General features: G+C 65.6%; 22 protein-coding genes and 1 pseudogene. 13 read left to right on the plus strand and 10 right to left on the minus strand.

The window, feature by feature from the left end; genetic code table 11:
- The first annotated feature begins 17 nt into the window (after positions 1 to 17).
- On the plus strand, positions 18 to 1049 hold the full coding sequence (locus ACFWU5_RS20130) for an LLM class flavin-dependent oxidoreductase (RefSeq protein WP_379268219.1): 1032 nt from the start codon (positions 18 to 20) through the stop codon (positions 1047 to 1049).
- Here the strand turns inward: ACFWU5_RS20130 and ACFWU5_RS20135 are convergent.
- Both ACFWU5_RS20135 and ACFWU5_RS20140 read right to left on the minus strand, forming a co-directional pair.
- Positions 1033 to 1596 (minus strand): TetR/AcrR family transcriptional regulator, encoded by a 564-nt coding sequence (locus ACFWU5_RS20135; protein WP_379268220.1) that lies wholly within the window; start codon positions 1594 to 1596, stop codon positions 1033 to 1035. The genes ACFWU5_RS20130 and ACFWU5_RS20135 overlap by 17 nt on opposite strands.
- Before the next feature lie 101 nt (positions 1597 to 1697).
- Positions 1698 to 2585 carry a LysR family transcriptional regulator gene (locus ACFWU5_RS20140; protein ID WP_379268221.1) on the minus strand — a complete coding sequence of 296 codons (888 nt, stop codon included), beginning with the start codon at positions 2583 to 2585 and terminating at the stop codon, positions 1698 to 1700.
- A 123-nt stretch (positions 2586 to 2708) separates the two neighbouring features.
- On the opposite strand from ACFWU5_RS20140, the gene ACFWU5_RS20145 reads away from it, so the two are divergent.
- Genes ACFWU5_RS20145 through ACFWU5_RS20155 form a run of 3 tightly spaced genes read left to right on the plus strand, consistent with a single transcriptional unit; the run spans position 2709 to position 5088 of the window.
- Positions 2709 to 4169 (plus strand): alpha/beta fold hydrolase, encoded by a 1461-nt coding sequence (locus ACFWU5_RS20145; protein WP_379268222.1) that lies wholly within the window; start codon positions 2709 to 2711, stop codon positions 4167 to 4169.
- Positions 4170 to 4177: 8 nt separating this feature from the next.
- A complete protein-coding gene (locus ACFWU5_RS20150; protein WP_379268223.1) occupies positions 4178 to 4615 on the plus strand; it encodes a DUF2871 domain-containing protein in 438 nt (145 codons plus the stop codon).
- Positions 4612 to 5088, plus strand: coding sequence for an anthrone oxygenase family protein (locus ACFWU5_RS20155; protein ID WP_379268224.1), 477 nt, complete (start codon positions 4612 to 4614; stop codon positions 5086 to 5088). The genes ACFWU5_RS20150 and ACFWU5_RS20155 overlap by 4 nt, the downstream gene beginning before the upstream one ends.
- Before the next feature lie 58 nt (positions 5089 to 5146).
- On the opposite strand, the gene ACFWU5_RS20160 is transcribed toward ACFWU5_RS20155, so the two are convergent.
- From ACFWU5_RS20160 to ACFWU5_RS20170, 3 genes are all read right to left on the minus strand, one after another.
- Positions 5147 to 5470, minus strand: coding sequence for a HipA domain-containing protein (locus tag ACFWU5_RS20160; protein ID WP_379268225.1), 324 nt, complete (start codon positions 5468 to 5470; stop codon positions 5147 to 5149).
- A 139-nt stretch (positions 5471 to 5609) separates the two neighbouring features.
- Positions 5610 to 6491: an oxidoreductase gene (locus ACFWU5_RS20165; protein WP_379244971.1), complete on the minus strand. Its 882-nt coding sequence runs from the start codon at positions 6489 to 6491 to the stop codon at positions 5610 to 5612.
- Between the two features lie 86 nt (positions 6492 to 6577).
- The gene (locus ACFWU5_RS20170; protein ID WP_379268226.1) at positions 6578 to 7708 is read right to left on the minus strand and encodes a GDSL-type esterase/lipase family protein; all 1131 of its coding nucleotides are present in this window, start codon (positions 7706 to 7708) and stop codon (positions 6578 to 6580) included.
- A 107-nt stretch (positions 7709 to 7815) separates the two neighbouring features.
- Between ACFWU5_RS20170 and ACFWU5_RS20175 the strand changes: the two genes are divergently transcribed.
- The 5 genes and pseudogenes from ACFWU5_RS20175 to ACFWU5_RS20195 all read left to right on the plus strand — a co-directional run bounded on the left by ACFWU5_RS20175 (position 7816) and on the right by ACFWU5_RS20195 (position 11925).
- Positions 7816 to 8295, plus strand: coding sequence for a MarR family winged helix-turn-helix transcriptional regulator (locus tag ACFWU5_RS20175; RefSeq protein ID WP_379244967.1), 480 nt, complete (start codon positions 7816 to 7818; stop codon positions 8293 to 8295).
- Between the two features lie 110 nt (positions 8296 to 8405).
- Positions 8406 to 8843: pseudogene (locus ACFWU5_RS20180) on the plus strand (nitroreductase family deazaflavin-dependent oxidoreductase); the annotation flags it as partial.
- Positions 8844 to 9240: 397 nt separating this feature from the next.
- Positions 9241 to 10104: an ABC transporter permease gene (locus ACFWU5_RS20185; protein WP_379268227.1), complete on the plus strand. Its 864-nt coding sequence runs from the start codon at positions 9241 to 9243 to the stop codon at positions 10102 to 10104.
- Positions 10097 to 10930, plus strand: a complete 834-nt coding sequence (locus ACFWU5_RS20190; RefSeq protein ID WP_379268228.1) for an ABC transporter permease — start codon at positions 10097 to 10099, stop codon at positions 10928 to 10930. Before ACFWU5_RS20185 ends, ACFWU5_RS20190 begins: the two co-directional genes overlap by 8 nt.
- A gap of 2 nt (positions 10931 to 10932) precedes the next feature.
- Entirely contained in the window at positions 10933 to 11925 is a 993-nt protein-coding gene (locus ACFWU5_RS20195; protein ID WP_379268229.1) for an ATP-binding cassette domain-containing protein, read from the plus strand.
- A gap of 3 nt (positions 11926 to 11928) precedes the next feature.
- On the opposite strand, the gene ACFWU5_RS20200 is transcribed toward ACFWU5_RS20195, so the two are convergent.
- Positions 11929 to 12249 (minus strand): hypothetical protein, encoded by a 321-nt coding sequence (locus tag ACFWU5_RS20200; protein ID WP_379244959.1) that lies wholly within the window; start codon positions 12247 to 12249, stop codon positions 11929 to 11931.
- 328 nt (positions 12250 to 12577) lie between these two features.
- Here ACFWU5_RS20200 and ACFWU5_RS20205 point away from each other — a divergent pair, with 328 nt between their 5' ends.
- Complete coding sequence (locus ACFWU5_RS20205) at positions 12578 to 13066, plus strand: DUF4254 domain-containing protein (protein ID WP_379268230.1); 489 nt, start codon at positions 12578 to 12580, stop codon at positions 13064 to 13066.
- Positions 13067 to 13069: 3 nt separating this feature from the next.
- Here the strand turns inward: ACFWU5_RS20205 and ACFWU5_RS20210 are convergent, their stop codons facing one another.
- From ACFWU5_RS20210 to ACFWU5_RS20220, 3 genes are read right to left on the minus strand one after another with little or no spacing between them, the layout of a single operon-like run.
- Entirely contained in the window at positions 13070 to 13387 is a 318-nt protein-coding gene (locus ACFWU5_RS20210; protein WP_379268231.1) for a hypothetical protein, read from the minus strand.
- Positions 13388 to 14539: a fatty acid desaturase family protein gene (locus ACFWU5_RS20215; RefSeq protein WP_379244953.1), complete on the minus strand. Its 1152-nt coding sequence runs from the start codon at positions 14537 to 14539 to the stop codon at positions 13388 to 13390.
- A gap of 35 nt (positions 14540 to 14574) precedes the next feature.
- On the minus strand, positions 14575 to 15669 hold the full coding sequence (locus ACFWU5_RS20220; RefSeq protein ID WP_379244951.1) for a ferredoxin reductase: 1095 nt from the start codon (positions 15667 to 15669) through the stop codon (positions 14575 to 14577).
- A 142-nt stretch (positions 15670 to 15811) separates the two neighbouring features.
- Here ACFWU5_RS20220 and ACFWU5_RS20225 point away from each other — a divergent pair, with 142 nt between their 5' ends.
- Positions 15812 to 16459 (plus strand): TetR family transcriptional regulator, encoded by a 648-nt coding sequence (locus tag ACFWU5_RS20225; protein ID WP_379244949.1) that lies wholly within the window; start codon positions 15812 to 15814, stop codon positions 16457 to 16459.
- Positions 16460 to 16510: 51 nt separating this feature from the next.
- Here ACFWU5_RS20225 and ACFWU5_RS20230 read toward each other — a convergent pair whose 3' ends face one another.
- Positions 16511 to 17854 carry an MFS transporter gene (locus ACFWU5_RS20230; protein WP_379268232.1) on the minus strand — a complete coding sequence of 448 codons (1344 nt, stop codon included), beginning with the start codon at positions 17852 to 17854 and terminating at the stop codon, positions 16511 to 16513.
- A gap of 90 nt (positions 17855 to 17944) precedes the next feature.
- Between ACFWU5_RS20230 and ACFWU5_RS20235 the strand changes: the two genes are divergently transcribed.
- Both ACFWU5_RS20235 and ACFWU5_RS20240 read left to right on the plus strand, forming a co-directional pair.
- Positions 17945 to 18499 carry a PadR family transcriptional regulator gene (locus ACFWU5_RS20235; RefSeq protein ID WP_379268233.1) on the plus strand — a complete coding sequence of 185 codons (555 nt, stop codon included), beginning with the start codon at positions 17945 to 17947 and terminating at the stop codon, positions 18497 to 18499.
- Positions 18496 to 20526, plus strand: a complete 2031-nt coding sequence (locus ACFWU5_RS20240) for an FAD-dependent oxidoreductase (RefSeq protein ID WP_379268234.1) — start codon at positions 18496 to 18498, stop codon at positions 20524 to 20526. Before ACFWU5_RS20235 ends, ACFWU5_RS20240 begins: the two co-directional genes overlap by 4 nt.
- Positions 20527 to 20603 lie beyond the last annotated feature (77 nt).

Consider the following 20603-nt stretch of genomic DNA (forward strand, 5'->3'; position numbering starts at 1 on the left):
ATCCACGAGGAGGCGTGATGCACATCGGTGTTCTGATCGAGCCGCGACTGCCCGGCGCGATCGACTTCGCGGTCGCCGCGGAGGAAGCCGGCGCGCGTTCGCTGTGGGTCCCGGAGGTCTGGAGCTACGACGCGCTCACCGCGCTCGCGTACCTGGCGGCGAAAACCTCGACGATTCGTCTGGGCACCTTCGTGGTCCAACTCGGTTCCCGCACACCAGCATTGCTGGCCACCTCGGCGCTGAGCATCCACGAACTCTCCGGCGGACGATTCGATCTCGGCATCGGTGTCTCCGGCCCGCGGGTGATGGAGGGTTGGCACGGTGTCCGGTTCCGGCAGCCGATCCAGACCACCCGCGAAACCATCGAGATCATCCGGACCGTCAGTCGCGCCGAACGGCTCGAGCACGCGGGCGAGATCTACCCACTGCCACTGCCGGACGGTCCGGGACGCGCGCTGCAGCCGATGGTCGCACCCGCGCACATTCCGATCTACAACGCCGCCATGGGTCCGAAAAACCTGCGCCTGACCGGCGAACTCGCCGACGGCTGGCTGGCCAACGCCTTCATCCCCGAAGCCGCCGAAATCTTCCTCGACCCACTGCGCGAGGGGGCAGAGAGCGCGGGCCGATCACTGACCGACCTCGATCTGGTTGCCCCGGTCGCGGTCGAGATCACCGCCGACGAGGACACCGCGGCCGCCGCGATCGCCCGGCACGCGCAGGGTTACGCGTTCACCATCGGCGCGATGGGCAGCGGCCGAAACTTCTACAACGACGCCTTCACCCGACTCGGATTCGGCAGCGCCGTCACCGAAGTCGCCGCGCTGTGGCAATCCGGCGACCGCGACGCCGCCCGACAAGCGGTCCCCCGCGAACTGGGCCAGCTCACCAACCTGATCGGCACACCGGCGATGATCGCCGAACGCCTGCACCGGTACCGAGCCACCGGAATCACCAGCCTGCTGGCCAAACTCGACGGCGACTTCGACCAGCAACTCGCGACGCTGCGCCAATTGCTGGCGATCGAGTCGGCTATCGACGCGGAATAACTATCGCCAGCATCCCGGTGAGCTCGCCGATCACGTCATCGAGCGGGGTGATCGTGCGCGTGGTCCGGCACAGAATGACCGCTCCCTCGATGGAGGCCATCGCCATGGTCGCCAGCGGAACCGCCCGCTGCGGCGAGAGCCCGGCCGTGACCAGACAGGCGCGCAAACTGGTCTGCCACCGCTGCACGATCGCGGCCACCTTGTGCGAAAGCTCGTCATCGGGCGCCCCGCCGACCGCCACCGCGATCACCGGACATCCCGCTTCGAAGTCACTGTCGCGCAGAATCTGCTTCCAGAACGCGGCGAATCGTTCCAGCCCCGCGACCGGCCCGTCTTTCAGCGATTCGTCGATGATGGCCGCGATCGCGTCACCGGCCAGATCCAGCGACTCACTGATGATCTGCCCGCGACCACCGGGAAAGTGGTGATACACCGACCCACGCGGCGTCGCGGTCCGAGCCAGAATCGCATCGATGGTCACCCCCGCCGCCCCGCGCTCCCGCAGCAACTCGACCCCGCCGAGCAGCATCTTCTGCCGGGTAGTCACTCGCGCCGCCATTCGCCCGCCTCACCTCGTCCGGCAACTATTGTATGACCCATAATATAGGCCGCCGATCTGCGGCGATGCCGACACCGAGCAGCGAAGTCTCACTCCCCGCGCTGATCGACCGCCACCTGCACCAGCGCCTCGACGCGCCGGGTCAGGCTCGCGGTCATCCAGCCGAGGCCGAATTGCAGGGGTGGGGCGTCGGTGACGGGGATGAAGGTGACGTCGGGGCGCTGGTAGAACAGCGGGGCCTGGGTGGTGGTGAGGTAGACGCCCTTGCCCGCGCCGACCAGGGCGAGGATTTCCTGGAAGGTGCACGCGGTGGGGCCGGGTGGGATGTGTCGGCCCGACGGGGTGCGTTTGGGATGGTGGAATTCGTCGTAGTCAGCCGGTAGTCCGGGCGGGTTCTGGATCATCGCCACGTCGGCGAGGTCTTCCAGGGAGACCGATTCTCTGCGCGCGAACTCGTGGCTCGACGGCACCGCGAGCATCTTGTCCTCGGAGATCAGCGGCGGCCCGATGGCCATGTCGGGCTCGCACATCGGGAAGCAGCACAGCAGGGCTTCGACCTCGCCCGACCGCAGCCTGCTCGCCCCGTCGCTGAGCTGCATTTCGGCGATCCGCACCTCGCATTCGGGGTAGCGGGCGTGGAAGATCTCGCCCAGCTCGAGCAGGTACCGGCCCCCGGCGGACCCGAAGTAGCCCACCCACAAGGTCCCTGCGATGCCACGCCCGTTCAGCTTGGCGTTGCGCATACTGCGTTGTACCTGCTCGTAGGCGGGGCGCAGTTCCTCGCGCAGTTGCACGCCGACCGCGGTGAGCGCCACTTTGCGACTGGTCCGTTCGAACAGTGGTACCCCGACCTGGCGTTCGATGGCTTTGATCGTCTTGCTGACGTGTGCCGTGGACACCCGTAGGCGTTCGGCGGTGCGGCCGAAATGCAGTTCCTCCGACAGCGTCAGGAACGCCTCGATCTCGTTTCGTTCCACTGTCGTCCTCGTGATCCTTGCCCGCTGGTTAACGATCCTTGGGTGATCTGTCGTTGATCACTTCCGGGGAACGCTCAATCATAGATTCGTCTACGAAAAACGTTCAGAGAGGTCGGTTTTGACATGGTGTTCCCGCACATCAAGCACCGGTTCGTCGAGGTCGACGGAGTGCGAGTCTTCTACCGGGAAACCGGACCGCAGGGTGCGCCGACTTTGCTTCTGCTGCACGGCTTTCCGTCAGCCTCGCATCAGTACCGTCGACTCATGGACGCGCTCGGTGGGCGATACCGGCTGATCGCTCCCGACTATCCCGGGTTCGGGCACACCGAGACCCCCGCGGATTTCGAGTACAGCTTCGAGCGGCTCGCCGACATCGTCGAAGGGTTCGTCGATGCAGTCAGTCTGTCGCGATTTGTGTTGTATGCCTTCGACTTCGGCGGTCCCGTGGGAATGCGCCTGGCGACCCGTCGCCCGGAACTGATCGCCGGGTTGATCATCCAGAACGCCAACACCTACGACGAGGGCCTGTCCGACGTAGCCCGCGCTATGACCGCGAACACCCCGGACGTGCCCGGCGGCGCCGACAACGTGCGACAGATCCTCGAACTGCCCGTCACCCGAAGCCAATACGAAGGTGGCACAACCGATCCCGAGCTCATCGCCCCCGACGGCTGGACCCTGGACCAGCACTTCCTCGACCTGCCCGGCCGCAAGGAAGCCCAGGTCCAGCTCGGCCTGAACTACCACACCAACCTCGCGCTCTACCCGGTCTGGCAGCAGTGGCTGCGCGACAACCAACCGCCCACCCTGGTGCTGTGGGGCCGCAACGACGCCTTCTTCCCCGAGGCCGGTGCGTACGCCTACCTGCGCGATGTTCCCGATGCCGCCGTCCATGTACTGGACACGGGCCACTTCGCACTCGAGGAGAACCTTCCCGAAATCGCCCCCCTCATCAGCGATTTCGTTGCTCGGGTGCATCGAACCGAGCCCATGAAGATCGCTGTCATCGGCGCGAAAGGCAACCTCGGCAGCGCGGTCGTCCGCGAGGCCACCGCCCGCGGGCTCCGGGTCACACCCCTGGACCGAACCACAGTGGACGTCACCGACCCCGCCTCGGTCAAAAACGCTGTCGCAGACCATGATGCCGTCGTCGTAGCGATCAAGGGCGACGACCGACTGGTCCCCCGCGGCGCGCAGACCCTGCTCGAAGCCCTCCCCCTCGCAGGCGTGGACCGCCTGATCTTCCTCGGCGGTGGCGGCAGCCTCGAATACGCACCCGGACAACGTTTCGTGGACTCCCCCAACTTCCCGCCCCAGTACTTGGAAACCGCCCGCGACCAGGGCGAAGCACTGGAAATCTTCCGTGCTTCCACCACCTCGATCCGCTGGTCCTACGTCAGCCCACCACCGGTGCACCTGCTGCCCGGCGACGCGACCGGCACCTACCGCGCCGAAGCCCGCGACACCCCGCTCACCGACGCCAACGGCGAAAGCCGCATCACCGTAGGCGATTACGCGAGCGCCGTCGTCGACGCGCTGCAAAACAGCACCTTCGTGAACCAGCGTTTCACCGTCTCGTACTGAGGACCCCGATGAAAAAGCTCTACTACGCCGCGCACACGTACATGATCGTCGGCCTGCTCTCCGGTCTGTACTACCGCGAAATCACCAAGCTCAACGACTTCACCGGCGAATCCCAACTCGGCCTCGTCCACACCCACCTGCTGGCACTGGGCATGCTGTTCTTCCTGATCGTGCTGGCCCTGGAAAAACTGTTCACCCTGTCGGCGGGCACCCTGTTCACCCCGTTCTTCTGGACCTACAACGCGGGCCTGGCACTGACCGTCACCGTGATGACCATCCGCGGCACCCGCACGGTCCTCGGCCACGAAACCCCTGAACTGGCAGCACATTTCGCAGGCGGTGGCCACATCATCCTGACGATAGGCCTGGTCTTCTTCTTCATCACCCTCGGCAAGCGCATCACCGAAACCCCCGCGCCTGTCCGACCTGAGAGCATCGCCGCATGAGATCCGCCCCCATCCGCGCCATCGCCCTGCTCACCACCGGCCTGCTCGTAGGCGCCTTCAGTTACGGCGCCGCGAACCTGATCCCCACCTTTCACCGAGTCCCCCTCCAGATGCGCCTGGAATTCCACACCGAACTGATGCGCAACAACAGCATCAGCATGCAACTCACCATGGCCGCCGCCGCCCTGACCTGCCTCGCCCTGGCAGTCATCTCGACCGGCCACGATCGCCTACTCGCGGCGGCAGCCACGGTGTTCGTAGTCGCGTCGTTCCTCATCACCCGCCTCGGCAACGTCCCGATCAACTACCAGATCAACGACTGGGCCGTCGACGGCGTCCCCACCGACTACGCCACCCTGCTCACCCGCTGGGACATCTTCCATTTCCTACGCACCGGGACAGCATTGGTCGCCTTCGCACTGATCATCGTCCTGGCGGTATGGGGAACAGCCTCGCGCGCAGACAAGATCTAATCCGCCTGAGCATCTACCGAACTCGACGCCCCTCCCCACAGTGCGGAGGGGCGTTCTCCTACGGGCCGCCGACAGTCCACTGACGCCGAATCCACAATGCCTCCAACCGAGCCGTGATCTCCTCAACACCGGCGGGCAACGCGACTGCGCCTCTGCCACGAGGTCGGACACATCCACCCAGTCGATATTCGTGCGCCCGTTGATGACATGCCCCGTGCCCTTGATTCGCGACATGCCCCGTGCCCTTGATTCGCGATTCGAGGTACATGACCGGCGCCGAGTCGTACAGCGGCGCCAATGCCACCTCCCCGTGCCGACTGAGCAGTAGCGAGTAGTTGTTCGAATGGGCGTCGCCGTTGCCCATGATGACGTTGAAGGTCACGGCAGACAGTAGGTCGATGCGAAATGCCTGGGGATCTATCGCACGATCGGGACCTAGCTTCCTTCAAAGATCTATATATCGATCATTCGTGCCGCGAGGCCGACCACGCGCGGCTGCAGCAGGAGCCGACTCCGCAGGGTCAGACCGCAGCGGCACCGATCGTGTCGAGCGTTTCGATCGCCTCGGCGGGCAACTCCAAAGACGCGGCGGCGATGTTGTCGTGTAGGTGGTCGATCGAGGAGGTGCCGGGGATCAGGGCGATGGTGGTCGAGCGGTGCAGTAGCCATGCCAGGGCTACTTGTTGCGGGGTCGCGCCCAGGCCGGCGGCGACGTCGGTCAGGGACTGGGACTGCAGAGGTGAGAAGCCGCCGAGGGGGAAGAACGGGACGAAGGCGATCTTCTCGGTTTCGCAGCGGTCGACCAGATCATCGTGGTTGCGCTGGGCGAGGTTGTAGTAGTTCTGCACGGACACCACCGGCGCGATGGACTGCGCCTCAGTCAGTTGTGCGTCCGACACGCAACTCAGGCCCAGATGTCGAATCGCACCTTCGCGTTGCAGGTCGGCCAACGCGCTGAACTGTTCGGCGATGGAATCGTCGCTCACCGTGTCGAGGGCTTCGGTGTCGACACGGAGGTTGACCAGATCCAGGGTCTCGAGTCCCAATCGGTCGAGGTTGTCGTGCACCTGTCGCCGCAGGTCGTCGGGGTCCGCGGCGGGCGACCAATTTCCGTCGCGGTCGGACCGGAAGCCGACTTTGGTCGCGATGTGCAGGTCGCTCGGGTAGGGGTGCAGTGCGCTGCGAAGGAGTTCGTTCACACCGCCCGCGCCGTAGAAATCGCTGGTGTCGATGTGGTTGATGCCCAGCTCCACCACGTGCCGCAGCACCGCACCCGCCTTCCCGTCGGCACCATGCGACCCGACCGTGCCTGGCAGTCCGAACTGCATTGCGCCATAACCCATTCGGGTGATGGTGAGGTCGTCACCGAGGGTGATGGTGCCGCCGGGAAGGGGTGTGGGCATGACGTTCTCCGATCGTTGGTCACCGAACGCTGTCAAGGCGAGTCAAACAGACAGCGCCGCGAGCGCTCGGACGACACGGTCGGTCTTCACACGAACAGTGCGTCCACATCGACCGTCTGCGCCATGGCCGCGGCGCCGGCGTCGTTGAGGTGCATGCCGTCGCCGCTGTCGAATTCGGGGCGGATGAAATCGGGACGCTGTGGGTCGGCGACTGCGCGGTCGACATCGAAGATAGAGTCGAAAACCGAAGTGGTGCGCAACCATTCGTTGACAGCGTGGCGGGTCGGCTGGGTTTCCAGCAGCGGCATGCCGGGGAATACGCAACCGGCGTAGGGGCCGATGGTGGCGGCGTGGATGCGTAGGCCCGCGGCGTGTGCTCGGGTGGCGAGTTCGGTGAATCCGGCGATCAGTTCTTCGGTGGTGGCCGACGGCTGACCGCCCATCGCGCCCAGGATCAGGTCGTTGATGCCGAAGTTGATCAGCACGTCGGTGACGCCGGGGACCCGCAGTGCATCGGAATCGAAACGGCGCAAACCTGATTCGCCGATCTCCTCGGCGGTGAGGCGGTTGCCCGCGATGCCGTTGTTGACCACCCAGCCGTGGGACAACCGGGTGTTGAGCACGTCCACCGACCGCCGGTTGGCGCTCAATGTGGTGCCGACGCCTTCGAACCAGGAATCGCCGAAGGCGACCGCGACCGGAGTGCCTTCGGGAGCGAGCACATCGACGCCGGTGACGAAGAAGCGGAAGGGGACCTGTTCCGCGTCAACGAGTTCCGTGTCAGCGGTGCGGTCACCGCCGGCGATGTAGGTGATCTCCGCGGGCTGGTGCGAAAAGGTCGCCAGGCCAGTGGATTCCGGGAGGTAGAGGCTGAGCAACACGTCTTCGCCTGCAGCAACCGGGAATTCGACCGTATCGCTGACCAGCTCGGCACCCGGCGCGATGGTGACCTCGGTAGCCCCACCGAACCTGATCTCGTGATCGCCGGAAATCGCCGACCCCTCCTTACGCCCACCGATGCGCGCGGCCCCGATCCGCAACGGAACCAGCCCGTAACGGTTGGTCAGCCGCACCCGCACCGCCTCGCCACCGCCTGCCATCCGGATGACGTGGCGCACCATCTCGTCGCTGAACTCCCGTGACTCCACGAGCTTGATCTGCTCGGCGGGGTTGATGACGCCGGTCCGGAAGCCCGCGATCCAGGTGTTGTTCTGCATGACCACTCCATTAGTTGCCGTGAGGAATATTGCCTACGCATAGGTTTACGCCAAGGTATTCCTCTTGTCAACTATCCGCAGGGCAAGCACCGGCTAGAGTGGATGTCATGTCCATGAACGATCTCTTCGACGACCCCCGCCTGACCATCTCCGGCCTGCTCTTCGAGGCTCACAGTGGCCTTGTCGCCAAACTGGAGCCGACCTGGAAGTCGCACGGAATGTCGGGACTGGAGGTCAACGCGATCCTGCGCCTGAGCCGTTCACCGGATCAGCGCCTGCGCATGTCCGACCTGGCCGCGCAAACCGAACTCTCCACCAGCGGCGTCACCCGCCTGGTCGACCGCCTCACCACCGCGGGCCTGGTCGAACGCCACTTCGACCCCACCGACCGCCGCAGCGCCTACGCGGTACTGACCGACGCCGGCACCCACCGCCTCGAACAAGTCCTGCCCGACTACCTGGCCGCGATCCACCAGTGGCTCACCGGCCTGCTGACCCCCGACCAACTCGACGGCCTGGTCACCGCCCTGCGCATCATCCGCGACGCCACCAACCCCGCCGCCACAGCCATCGCCGACCGGGACTGACGACACCGCGCACACCGCCGCGATTATGGTAGATAGCATAATATCGGGACGGGGCGACACACGTGCGCCTCCGCCCACCTGGCAAAGGAGCCCCGGTGACCGATCACGGATTGCGCAAGTTTCAGATGGAACGCCTGGTTGGACGCTATGTGGCCAACCCTGCGGTGCGGGCACTCGACGCGATCGGCATCCAGACCTCGCTGGCCACCGAACTGGAGACGACGGGCCGCAAATCCGGCCTCGCCCGGCGCGTCCCGGTGGCCGCCGCGTTCGACAACGACGGCGCCTGGGTGATCTCCCAACACGGTCGCCGCTCCGGTTGGGGCATCAACATCACCGCCGACCCCGCGGTACGAATCCGCCAGGGCAACACCTGGCGAACCGGCACCGCCACCTTCGTCCCCGACGATGACATCGCCGCCCGCAATCGCAGCTTCGCCACCAACCGCGTCACCGGCATCCTCACCACGGCCACCTTCCGCGCCCTACAAACCACCCCGATCTCGGTCCGCATCACCTTCACCGATCGCAATGCGTCCGGCCAGTAGATCCCACCTGCGGGTCTGCCAGATCTCGAACTAGATCATTCGCGCGAAGCGCAGCGGTGACCCAGTGCCCGCGCTGCCACCGGGCACCGCCGTACCGCAGTTCGACACGGGCGCCTAGCGATCGACCGTCGGCCCGAAGCCACACACCCCCGCGACCAGCCGCGATGCCGGTCACGGCGGTGCGATGCCGAACCCGCACCTACCTCCGGGTAATCTTCCGATTCATGTGGATCATTCTTGCCGTCTCCGTGGTCAGCTCGGTTGCTATTGCGATCTTGTTCGCGACGGGTTTCCCCGAGCACTGAGCGTGCGGCACTGACCCGCAACGCGGCCCGCACCGGTCGATCCGTGCCGTTTTCGTCCTGATCTCGGGCGAGCGGCCTACAGTGGACTGATTGTGCGGGGCAAGGCGGTGGGGGATGGTGGGCTTGCCTTCGCGGTGCGGCGTCGACGCAAGCCCGGGGCGATCAGGGTGTATTGGACGCTGGCGCGGGCGGGATTCAAGCGGCAGGCGCAGTACAAACTGGCGATGTTCGCTGGGCTTTTCACCAACTGCGTGTTCGGGTTCGTCCGTGCCGCGGTGATGGTGGCCGCGGTGCGGTCGGCCAGCGATTTCGGCGGGTACGACGAGGGCACCATCGGCGCGTATGTCTGGTTGTCGCAGGCACTTCTGGGCGCCACCCAGTTCATGGGACCGCAGATCGACCTGGTCGACCGGATCAAATCCGGTGATGTCGCGATCGATTTCCTGCGCCCCATCGACGTGCAACTGGGCTACCTGGCCACCGATATGGGCCGCGCCGCCTGCACGATCCTGCCGCGCGGCATCCCCAGCGTGGTCATCGGCGCCGCGACCTTCGGCCTGTCGATGCCCGATACTCCCCTGGCCTACCTGCTGGGCGTGATCAGTGTGCTGCTCGCGGTGGCACTGTCGTTTCTGTGCCTGTTCGCGGTGGCGCTGATCGGGTTCTGGGTCATCGAGATCCGCGGCATCCGGATCCTGTACCAGATCGTGGGAACGTTTCTGGCCGGGCTGTTCGTGCCCGTGCACATGTTCCCCGACTGGCTGCGTGTCGTGGCCATGTCTACGCCGTTTCCGTCCATCCTGCAGGCCCCGATCGATACGCTGTCAGGGCGGGCCGCCGGCTCCGACGCCTTGCTGATCGTTGCGATACAGGGCTTCTGGGTGCTGGCGATCGGACTGCTGGGCAGGGTGTTGCTGCGAGCGGGACAACGCAGGCTGGAGGTACAGGGTGGCTGAACCGGATTCCGTGCGCATCGTAGCCGGGACCTGGTTCACCCCCTATCTCGCAGTATTGCGTTCGCGTGTGAAAGCACAGCAGGTGTACCGGCTCTCGTTCGCCACCGAGGTGTTCAGCGCCTTCCTGATCGGCCTGGTCGAGTTCGGCGAAGTGTGGGTGATCTTCCACAACGTCGGCACACTGGGCGGTCTGGATGTCGAGGCTGCGCTGCTGCTTTTCGGCCTGTCCAACACCTCGTTCGCGCTGGCCCAGGTCGCGGTGGGGCACCTGGATTCGTTGCCGTCGATGATCCGCATGGGCACGCTGGACGCCTATCACCTTCGCCCCCAACCACTTCTGTTGCAACTGGTGACCAGCGACATCTCCCTGCGCAGACTCGCGCGTGCCGCGGTGGCGGTGATCGTGCTCGCGATCGGACTGTGGCGCAACGACATCGACTGGGGCATCGCGCCGGTTACCTTGATCGTGATCACCCTGATCAGTGGAATTGCGCTGTTCTGTGGCCTTTTCGTATGCGCGGCGGGACTACAGTTCTTCTTGATCGACGGTGCCGAGCTCACCAACAGCTTCACCTACGGCGGATCGTTCGCCGCGATGCAGCCGGCCTCGGTGTTCCCGACACCGCTGAAACTGCTGTTCGGGTTCGCGATTCCCGTCGCGTTCACGGCCTACGTGCCCACGATCGCCCTGCTGGGGCTGCCCGGCCCACCACTGTTGCCCGCATGGTCGGCCTGGCTCACCCCGCTGGCCGCGATATGGGTGTGGTTGCTCGCATCAGCGGCATGGCGGATCGGTACCAGGCACTATCAGGGAGGAGGGGGATAACGATGGACGACAACGAAGACCGCGAGCCGATCATCGACATCGATGACCTCACCCGCGAATTCACCGTGTACCGCAAGAACGGGCGCCGTTGGCGTCGACACCGCGACACCATCACCGCGGTCGACCGGATGAGCTTTCGGATCGAACGTGGTTCCGCGGTGGGCTATATCGGCGCCAACGGCGCGGGCAAGTCGACCACGATCAAGATGCTCACCGGCATCCTGGTGCCCACCACCGGCACCGTGCGCACGTGCGGCCTCGAGCCGGTGCGCCAGCGCAAGGAACTGGCCTCACGCATCGGGGTGGTGTTCGGGCAGCGTTCGCAACTGTGGTGGGATCTGCCGCTGCACGAATCGTTTTCGATCCTGGCCGCGATCCACCGCCTCGACCCCGACGTCGCCGACAAGCGCACCCACGAACTGGTGGAACAGCTGGAAATGGCCGACACTCTCGACACTCCGGTTCGCCAACTCTCGCTGGGACAGCGCATGCGCGCGGAAGTCGCTGCGGCGCTGTTACATTCGCCGGAACTGGTGATCCTGGACGAACCGACCATCGGCTTGGATGTGTTGTCCAAGCAGCGATTACGCGAATTCCTGCGCGCCGAACGCATCGAACGCGGCACCACCCTGTTACTGACCACCCACGACATGGGCGATATCGAGCGACTGTGCGATCGCGTGCTCGTGGTCGACTACGGGCGACTGGTGTACGACGGTTCACTGACCGGTTTGGGCGCCACCGTCGGCGCGCGCCGGGTGCTGGTGGTCGATTTGGCCGCTCCCACACCGGATCTCAATGATCTGCCCTGCGGGGCGCAGCTACTGTCCAGCGAAGCGGGCGGGATGCGTCAGCGGCTGGCTTTCGATGCCGAACACACCACCGCGGCGGCGTTGCTGGCGGCGGTGTCGGACCGGGCGCAGGTGCGCGATCTGTCGATCGAGGAACCCGATATCGAAGACGTGGTGCGGCGCATCTACGAGTCGACCCGCTGATCGTCAGTGCGGCGCGTCGGGACTGCCCGCGTACATGCTCACTTCGCCGCCGTCGCCGAGGAACGCGTTGACCAACATGATCCGCGCGGCCCGCAACTCCTGCTCGTCGGGGGCGCTGGTGGTGATCGAAATCTGTGGAATGGCAGCCCAATTCACGACGTAGCGTTGCGGCGGGCCGTCGTCGTCGGACAGGCGCGCCAGCCGGAACACCGACACCGCACGGCGTTCCATGAGACCGCGCACGACATCGGCGATGCGCTCGGGATCTTCCAGCGCGAACAGGAACCCGAACGTCAGCTCTGGCGAGGACACGTAAGCCGGCACAGTTATCGAGGTTAGTGCATTCGGCGGCAAAATGATTGCCGGAAATATGCTCCGTCCGGTTACCGGGCAGTGCCCGCCAGGAGACCCACCCGTAATGGTGGATAACAATTCCCGCGCACGGCCGAGTTTGCCGACCATATTATTGCGCGTCGCCGACAGAGCGCGGTTTCCTGGAAGAGTCCCGATTTTTCCCCGGGCCGTCTACACCACCGCAGCGTCGCGGATTTCCGTCGACGCCCGGGCGGGGCTACGCCGGTGCCGGGGAGTGCGCCACTTCCTCCTCGGCCCTGGCGTATCCATGCTCGAATGCGCTGTCAGGGGCAACACCATGCCGATCGATCACCTGGATTCCGCCCAGCTGCCGACACCGTCGGCGCTGCTGCGAGCGTTCACCGAAACCGACCACCCCGGCCGACACCGGGTGCTCGACGCCGCCAACGGGCTGGCCCGCTGCCACGATCGCCGCCGTCTGCTGCTGGAAACGACCAGCAACGTCGAGGCCCGCACCCGCTGCATCGACGACATCGACAACGACCGCACCGCCCTGATCGCGCGCATCGACGACTGGGTCGCCACCCACATCGAACACCGCGAAGGCGCCTCCCTGCACACCGAGACCCTGGGCGCGGTGATCGACCGGATGGCCGCGAAATGGGTTGCCGCCCAACAAGCTTTGGCCGCGCAAACGCAAACGACACCACGGCAGCGGGAGCGTGTTACCCATCTGCAGTGGTGTCGTCTGGCGGAACTGACCGACGGCTACCGGGACCTGATCACCGATGTCACCGAACACCGCAGGCGGTTGCCGGTGTGGTGAGGATCAGGCCTGGCTGGTCTTGTCGGTAGGGACCGGTTCGGTGAACAGGGTCTGCGCACCATCGGCAACCGGAGCATCGAGATCGACAACCTCGGTCTTGACCTCGGTCTCGACGAACGCCGCCCGATCCTGCTCGGCATCGCGCCGAGCAGCCGCCGCGGCTTCGCGCATCTCGATCGCGTCGGTGACGAACTCACCGATCTCCCGAGTGACCTCGATGATGGTTCCGGTGATCAGCGTCGCGATCCTGCCGACTCGCTGGGCACCGGAAGCCGTCAACTCCTGGACCAGGTCCTTGTTGCTTTCGAATTTCCCGACCATTTACCCGCTCACAGTGGAAGATTCCGGCTGATTACGCATCAGGATAACAGCAGGCTTGGACGACCTGTTGACAAAGCGATCCGGTACCGAGAGCAGGAAGATCTTGGCCCAGACCGAGCCGATCTGCTTGGAGAAACGGCCGGTGTTGTAGGGCAGGCCGTACTTGTCGGCCAGCGCCTTGACCTCGGGCGCGATCTCCGGGTACCGGTTCGCCGGGATATCCGGGAACAGGTGGTGCTCGATCTGGTGCGACAGGTTGCCCGACATGATGTGGAACAGTCGCGAACCCTTGATGTTGGCCGAACCCAGCATCTGACGCACGTACCACTCGCCGCGGGTCTCGACCTCGGTCTCCTCCTTGGAGAACGTCTGCACGCCCGAGGGGAAGTGACCACAGAAGATGATCGAGTAGGTCCACACGTTGCGCACCAGGTTGGCCGCCACGTTGCCTGCCAGGGTGGACACGAACAGTGGGCCGGTCAGCGCCGGGAACATCACGTAGTCCTTGAAGACCTGCTTGCCGGCCTTCTTGCCCTGGCCCTTGAGCAGCGGCTTGAGGTCGGACCACTTGCGCTTGCCCTTGATGATGTTGTCGGCCTCGAGGTCGTGCAGCATCACGCCCCACTCGAAGAACGTCATCAGCAGGAACGCGTACAGCGGGTTGCCCAGGTAGTACGGGTGCCACTTCTGACCCTCGTCCATACGCAGGATGCCGTAACCGATGTCGCGGTCCATGTCGTGGATGTTGGTGTAGGTGTGGTGCATGTAGTTGTGCGAGTGCTTCCACTGATCCGCCGGGCACACGGTGTCCCAGTCGAATTCGCGGGAGTTGATGCCGCGCTCACGCATCCAGTCGTACTGGCCGTGCATGACGTTGTGGCCGATCTCCATGTTGTCCAGGATCTTCGACACACCCAGCGCCGCCACACCGGCGAGCCAGAACGGGGGCAGGAAGCCCAGGTACATCAGACCGCGGCCGGCGATCTCGAAGCCACGCTGGGTCTTGATGATGTTGTAGATGTAGTCGCGGTCGCGTTCGCCGAGGTCGTCGACGACGCGGGCGCGGATCGCGTCCAGTGCGGCGCCGAGCTCTTCGACCTGCTCCGGGCTCAGGATGACCGGGCCGTCTTTGCCTTCGGTGAGGATCGTCATGGCTATATCTCCCCTTGTTTGGTTCTGTGTGTCGATCAGAGTGCGATGTCGACGTCGCCGACAGCGGTGTTGATGCAGACCTGGATCTGCTTGTCGGGCTCGGCGTCGAGTTCGCCGGTGCGGATGTTGCGGGTGCAGCCGGAGACCTTGGTCGCGGTGCAGGAGAAGCAAATTCCCATGCGGCAGCCGTATTCCGGGGTCAGGCCCGATGCTTCGGCCTGTTCGAGCAGCGTTGCTCCGGTGTTGTCGGCGGCGACGTCGCTGTCGGAGAAGGTCACCGTGCCGGTGGCTTCGGACGGGTCGGTGGGCACGGTGGTGAGCGTGAACTCTTCGCTGAGTACCCGATCCTGCAGACCTTCGGCGTCGAAGATCGTGTGCACCGCGCGCATCAGCGGCGGCGGCCCACAGACGAACGTCTGTGCGTTCGCGAACCACGGTGCCACCCGCTCGAGCTCGTCGTAGTCGAAGAACCCACTGCCGGTGGAGGTTTCACCGTCGATCACCGTGCCCGGCTCGACCGGGTAGCGGTACTCGATACGGAAGTTGGCGCGACGCTGCGCGATCGAGGACAGTTCCGCGCGGTGCGGCACCATTTCGGGCTGCCGCGCGTAGTGCAGGAAGGTGACATCTCCTGTGTACCCCTCGGCGTCGAGAGTACGCAGCATCGACAGTACCGGCGTGATGCCGCTGCCGCCGCTGACCAACAGGATCTTGTCGGGACGCTGCTGCGGCAGGTGGAACACACCCGACGCGGGCGCCAGGTCGACGACCATGCCGGGCTTGGCGTTGTCGTGCAGGTAGTTCGAGACCAGCCCGCCCGGGTGCGCCTTCACGGTGATCTGCAGGTAGCGCTGGCCGTTGCTGCTCTCGGGGTCGATCGGCGAGTAGCAGCGGGTGTGGCGCACGCCGTTGATCGAGACGCCGATCTGGATGTACTGGCCCGCGGCGTGGCCGCGCCACTGACGGGAGGCCCGCAGCGTCAGCGTCACCGAGCCGGGTGTGGCGTGCGAGACGTGGGTGACCTCGGCGCGCAGCTCCCGGGCGGTGAGCCCGGGGCGCACGAGCTCCAGGTACCGGTCCAGCGGGTGCGGCGTGGTCAACGTCTGCACCAGATCGATCAGTCCCACCATGTCGTATTGCCCCTTACGAGAAAGTTCGGCGTGCGCTTCAACTTTCAGTGCACGTCTGTACACTCACTAGTGTGCCGGATGACCCCGGGGCGCTGTCAACCGGCAAAGATGTGAGGCGGACAACACAATGACGAAAGCGGCTATGGTGAACGCACGTATACTCACCGATGTGACTGAGCAGGCCGGGACCCGCAATGAGCGCAAAGCGCACACCAGGGCCGCACTGCTGGACGGCACTCTCCTGCTGGCATCGGAGCGCGGTTTCGCGGCCTTGAGCCTGCGCGAGATCGCCCGCTCGGCCGGCATCGTGCCCACGGCCTTCTACCGTCATTTCGCCTCGTTGGACGACCTGGGCGCGACCATCGTCGACGAGGGCGTGACCGCGCTGCGCCTGGCATTGCGCGAGGTCAGGCGCAAACCCGACGCCCACCTGGCCGATACGGTGCGCTTCGTGTTCGAACAGGTGCGCGCCAAGCGGGCACTGTTCGGCTTTCTCATTCGCGAACGTCACGGTGGTCCCGCACCACTGCGTCAGGCGATCGCGATGGAGATGCAGTTGATCGTGCGCGAGATCGTCGCGGATCTGTCCCGGTTGCGTGCACTGGATTCGTGGAGCACCACCGAGTTGGAGATCGCCGCTGATCTACTGGTCACCACCGTGACCGACGGTATTGCCGCGTTCGTGGCATCCACCCCCCGTGAGGAATCGGCGATTCAGGAGCGCACCGTCATGCAGATGCGACTGATCGCTTTGGGCATCGCGGGCTGGGTACCCAAAAACGCGGAGTGAACTCAGAGTACGGGCGTACACACAACTATCGGGCGCTGCTTCGGTGACGCATCACAGAGATTCCTTCTCCAGCGTGACCTTTCCGGGCGAACGCACCGGCAACAGCACCAGCAAACCCAGCGCCAACACCACCAGCAGTCCCGCGATGCCCGCGCGATCGCTGTGGAACACCGCCACGAACACCCCGAACAGGGCCGGTGCCAGGAACGACACGGCCCGGCCGGTCGTGGTGTACAGCCCGAACAGCTGACCTTCGCGTCCCGGTGGCGCCAGCCGCGCGACGAACGAACGCGCCGACGCCTGCGCGGGCCCCACGAACACCGTCAGGGCCAGCCCGAAGATCCAGAACATCGTCGGGCCCGAGACCGCCAGCAGCACCGAACCGCAGATCAGCATGCCGACCAGCGACGCCACGATCACCCGTTTGGGCCCCATCCGGTCGTCGAACCGACCCGCCACGATCGCGGCCGCGCCCGCCACCACATTGGCGGCGATCCCGAACAGCAGCACGTCGGCGTCGGCGAACCCGTACACCGTCACCGCCAGCACCCCGCCGAAGGTGAACACCCCCGCCAGACCGTCCCGGAATACCGCGCTGGCCAGCAGGAAGTACACCGTGTGCCGGTCCTGCCCCCACAGCACGCGCACGTCGCGCGCGAGCACCCGGTAGGAACCGAGGAACCCGACCTTGGCCGCCCCCGGATCGGCGCCGGTGCGTGGCATCTCCGGCACCGCGAACAGCACCGGCAGCGCGAACACCGTGAACCACACCGCCGCGAGCACGATCACCAGGCGGATGTTCAAGCCCTGATCGGTGGGCATCCCGAGCAGCCCGCGGGTGTCGCCGTCACCGGCCAAGAACCCGACGTAGCAGATCAGCAGCAGCACGATGCCGCCGAAATAGCCCATCGCCCAACCGAATCCGGAGACCCGCCCGACCGTGGCCGGTGTGGAAACCTGGCGCATCATCGCGTTGTAGGGCACGCCCGCCAGTTCGAAGGTGGCCGCGGCAAACGCCAGCAGCGCAAGGCCCAGCCACAGGTCGTGATAGTCGTCGTGGACGAAGAACATCAGCGACATCGCGCCGACGGTGAGCGCGGTCAACGTCGCCAAGGCCCGTTTACGCGAACCGACCGCGTCGAAGTACTGCCCGCACACCGGCGCGGTGACCGCCACGACCAATCCGGCCCCGGCCAGTGCCCACCCCAGCCACGCGCTCGCGGAGATCGAACCGGGCAGGTCGTCGCCCACCTTGTCGGTGAGATACACCGAGAACACAAAGGTCAGCGTCACGGCCTGGAAGGCCGACGACCCCCAGTCCCACAGCCCCCACGCCAGTACCTGTCCGCGTCCGGCCGCCTCGCCGACGGTGTCGGACGCGTTCACCTCGGTCATCCGCGAAGCGTATCGGCGATCCGACATTCGCGCCGTCAATTCATATGAACCTGGTTGCATAGTACCGAGCGTTGCGGATACTCTCGTGTCATGGCACTGGAGCACGCGCTGCTGGTCTCGCTCACCGAGCGGGCCGGCTCTGGGTATGAGCTCGCGCGCCGATTCGACAAGTCGATCGGCTACTTCTGGAGTGCCACCCACCAGCAGATCTACCGGGTCCTCAAGCGTATGGAGGAATCCGGCTGGGTGACCGCGGAATCGGTGAACCAGCAGGGCAAACCCGACAAGAAGGTGTACTCGGTGGCACCGGCCGGGCAGGCCGAGATCGCCCGCTGGCTGGCCGAACCCACCGACGCCGCACCCGCCCGCGACGAACTGGGCGTGAAGATCCGCGCCGCCGCGTACGGCGACATCGATGCCATCTGCGCCGAGGTCGCGCGGCATCGCGCCCAGCACGCGCAGCGCCTGGACGAATACCGCCTCAGCGAAAAGAAATTCTTTCCGGCGCCGGACCAGCTCTCCGGCACCGCTCTGCACCAGTATCTGGTGCTTCGCGCGGGCATCCGCGCGGAGTCCGGCTATCTCGAATGGTGCGACGAAGTACTGCAGGCCCTGCGACCGCGAAAAGGTGACCACCGCCCATGACTGCCTATCCCCATCTGTTCTCCCCCCTCGACCTCGGCCACACCACCCTGCGCAACCGGGTGGTCATGGGTTCCATGCACACCGGCCTGGAAGATCGCGCCTGGGACACCAACAAGCTGGCCGCCTACTTCGCCGAACGCGCGCGCGGCGGTGTCGGCCTGATCATCACCGGCGGCTACTCCCCCAACCGCACCGGCTGGCTGTCCCCGTTCGGCGGCAAGCTCTCCAACAAGACCGAGGCCTACCGGCATCGCGCGATCACCAAGGCGGTGCACGCCGAAGGCGGCAAGATCGCCATCCAGATCCTGCACGCGGGCCGCTATTCCTATATGCCGACCAGTGTTTCGGCTTCGGCGATCAAGTCCGCGATCAACCCGTTCAAGCCGCGCGCACTGTCGTCGAAGGGTGTCGAGCGCACCATCGACGACTACGCGCGCTGCGCCGGGCTGGCGAAATTCGCCGGCTACGACGGCTGCGAGATCATGGGCGGTGAGGGCTATTTCCTCAACCAGTTCCTCGCCCCGCGCGTGAACAAGCGCACCGACAAGTGGGGTGGCACGCCCGAGAACCGGCGTCGGCTGCCCGTGGAGATCGCGCGCCGCATCCGCGCCGAGGTGGGCCCCGACTTCATCATCGTGTTCCGGCTGTCGATGGCCGAACTGGTGGAGAAGGGCCAGACCTTCGACGAAATCGTCGCGCTGGCACAGGAATTGGAAGCGGTCGGCGTCGACATCATCAACACCGATATCGGCTGGCACGAGGCGCGGGTGCCCACCATCGTCACCTCGGTGCCGCGCGCGGCGTTCGTGGAGTTCACCGCCAAGATCGCCCGCAAGGTGACCATCCCGGTGTGCGCGTCGAACCGGATCAATATGCCCGAGATCGCCGAGGAGATCCTGACGCGCGGTGACGCGGCCCTGATCTCGCTGGCCCGGCCGCTGCTGGCCGACCCCGAATGGGCGAACAAGGCGCAGGGTGACCGCGCCGACGAGATCAACACCTGCATCGCCTGCAACCAGGCCTGCCTGGATCACGCCTTCGGCAACAAGAAGGTGTCGTGCCTGGTCAACCCGCGTGCGGGCAGCGAGACCACGTTGAACCTGCTGCCCACCCGCCGCGCCAAGCGGTTCGCCGTCGTCGGTGCCGGTCCGGCGGGCCTGTCGGCCGCGGTGAGCCTGGCCGAGCGAGGTCATCACGTGGACCTGTTCGAGTCCGACGACAAGATCGGCGGCCAGTTCGACATCGCCCGCCGCATCCCCGGCAAGGAGGAGTTCGACGAGTCGATCCGCTACTTCCGCCGCAAGATCGACGTCACCGGCGTGACCCTGCACCTCGAAAAGCGGGTCAGCGCAGACGAATTGATCGCAGGCAAGTACGACTCGGTGATCCTGGCCACCGGCGTGCGCCCCCGCATCCCCAACATCCCCGGCATCGACCACCCGATGGTGCTGTCGTACGCCGAACTGGTGAAGGAGGAGAAGCCGGTCGGCAAGAAGGTCGCGGTGATCGGCGCGGGCGGTATCGGCTACGACGTGAGCGAATACCTCACCGTCGAAGGACATCCCACGCTCAAGCTCGACGAGTGGAAAGAGGAGTGGGGCGTGGACTCCGAGGACGAGCAGTCCCGCGGCCAGCTCAAGAAGCCCAACCCCTCCCCCGCCGCGCGCGATGTCGTTCTGCTGCAACGCAAGTCGACCCCGTTCGGCAAGGACCTGGGCAAGACCTCCGGCTGGGTCCACCGTGCCGCCCTCAAAGCCAAGGGCGTCGAGAAGGTCGGCGGCGTGAACTACGACCGCATCGACGACGCGGGCCTGCACATCAGCTTCGGCGACAAGCACGAGAACCCGCGGGTGATCGAGGTCGACAACGTGATCGTGTGTGCCGGACAGGAATCCGTGCGCGAACTCGAAGAGCCGCTGCGTGCGGCGGGCGTGGACCTGCACCTCATCGGCGGCGCCGACCTGGCCGCAGAACTGGATGCCAAGCGCGCCATCGACCAGGGCACCCGCCTGGCTGCTCGGCTGTAATTTTGGAGCGCTGGCGCGCTCGAGCGCGGCCCCTGAGGGGCCGCTACCGCCGCTGCGCGGCGGACCCTCCCTAGGGC

The sequence above is a fragment of the Nocardia sp. NPDC058640 genome (genome assembly GCF_042716995.1).
In the GTDB taxonomy this organism is placed as follows: domain Bacteria; phylum Actinomycetota; class Actinomycetes; order Mycobacteriales; family Mycobacteriaceae; genus Nocardia.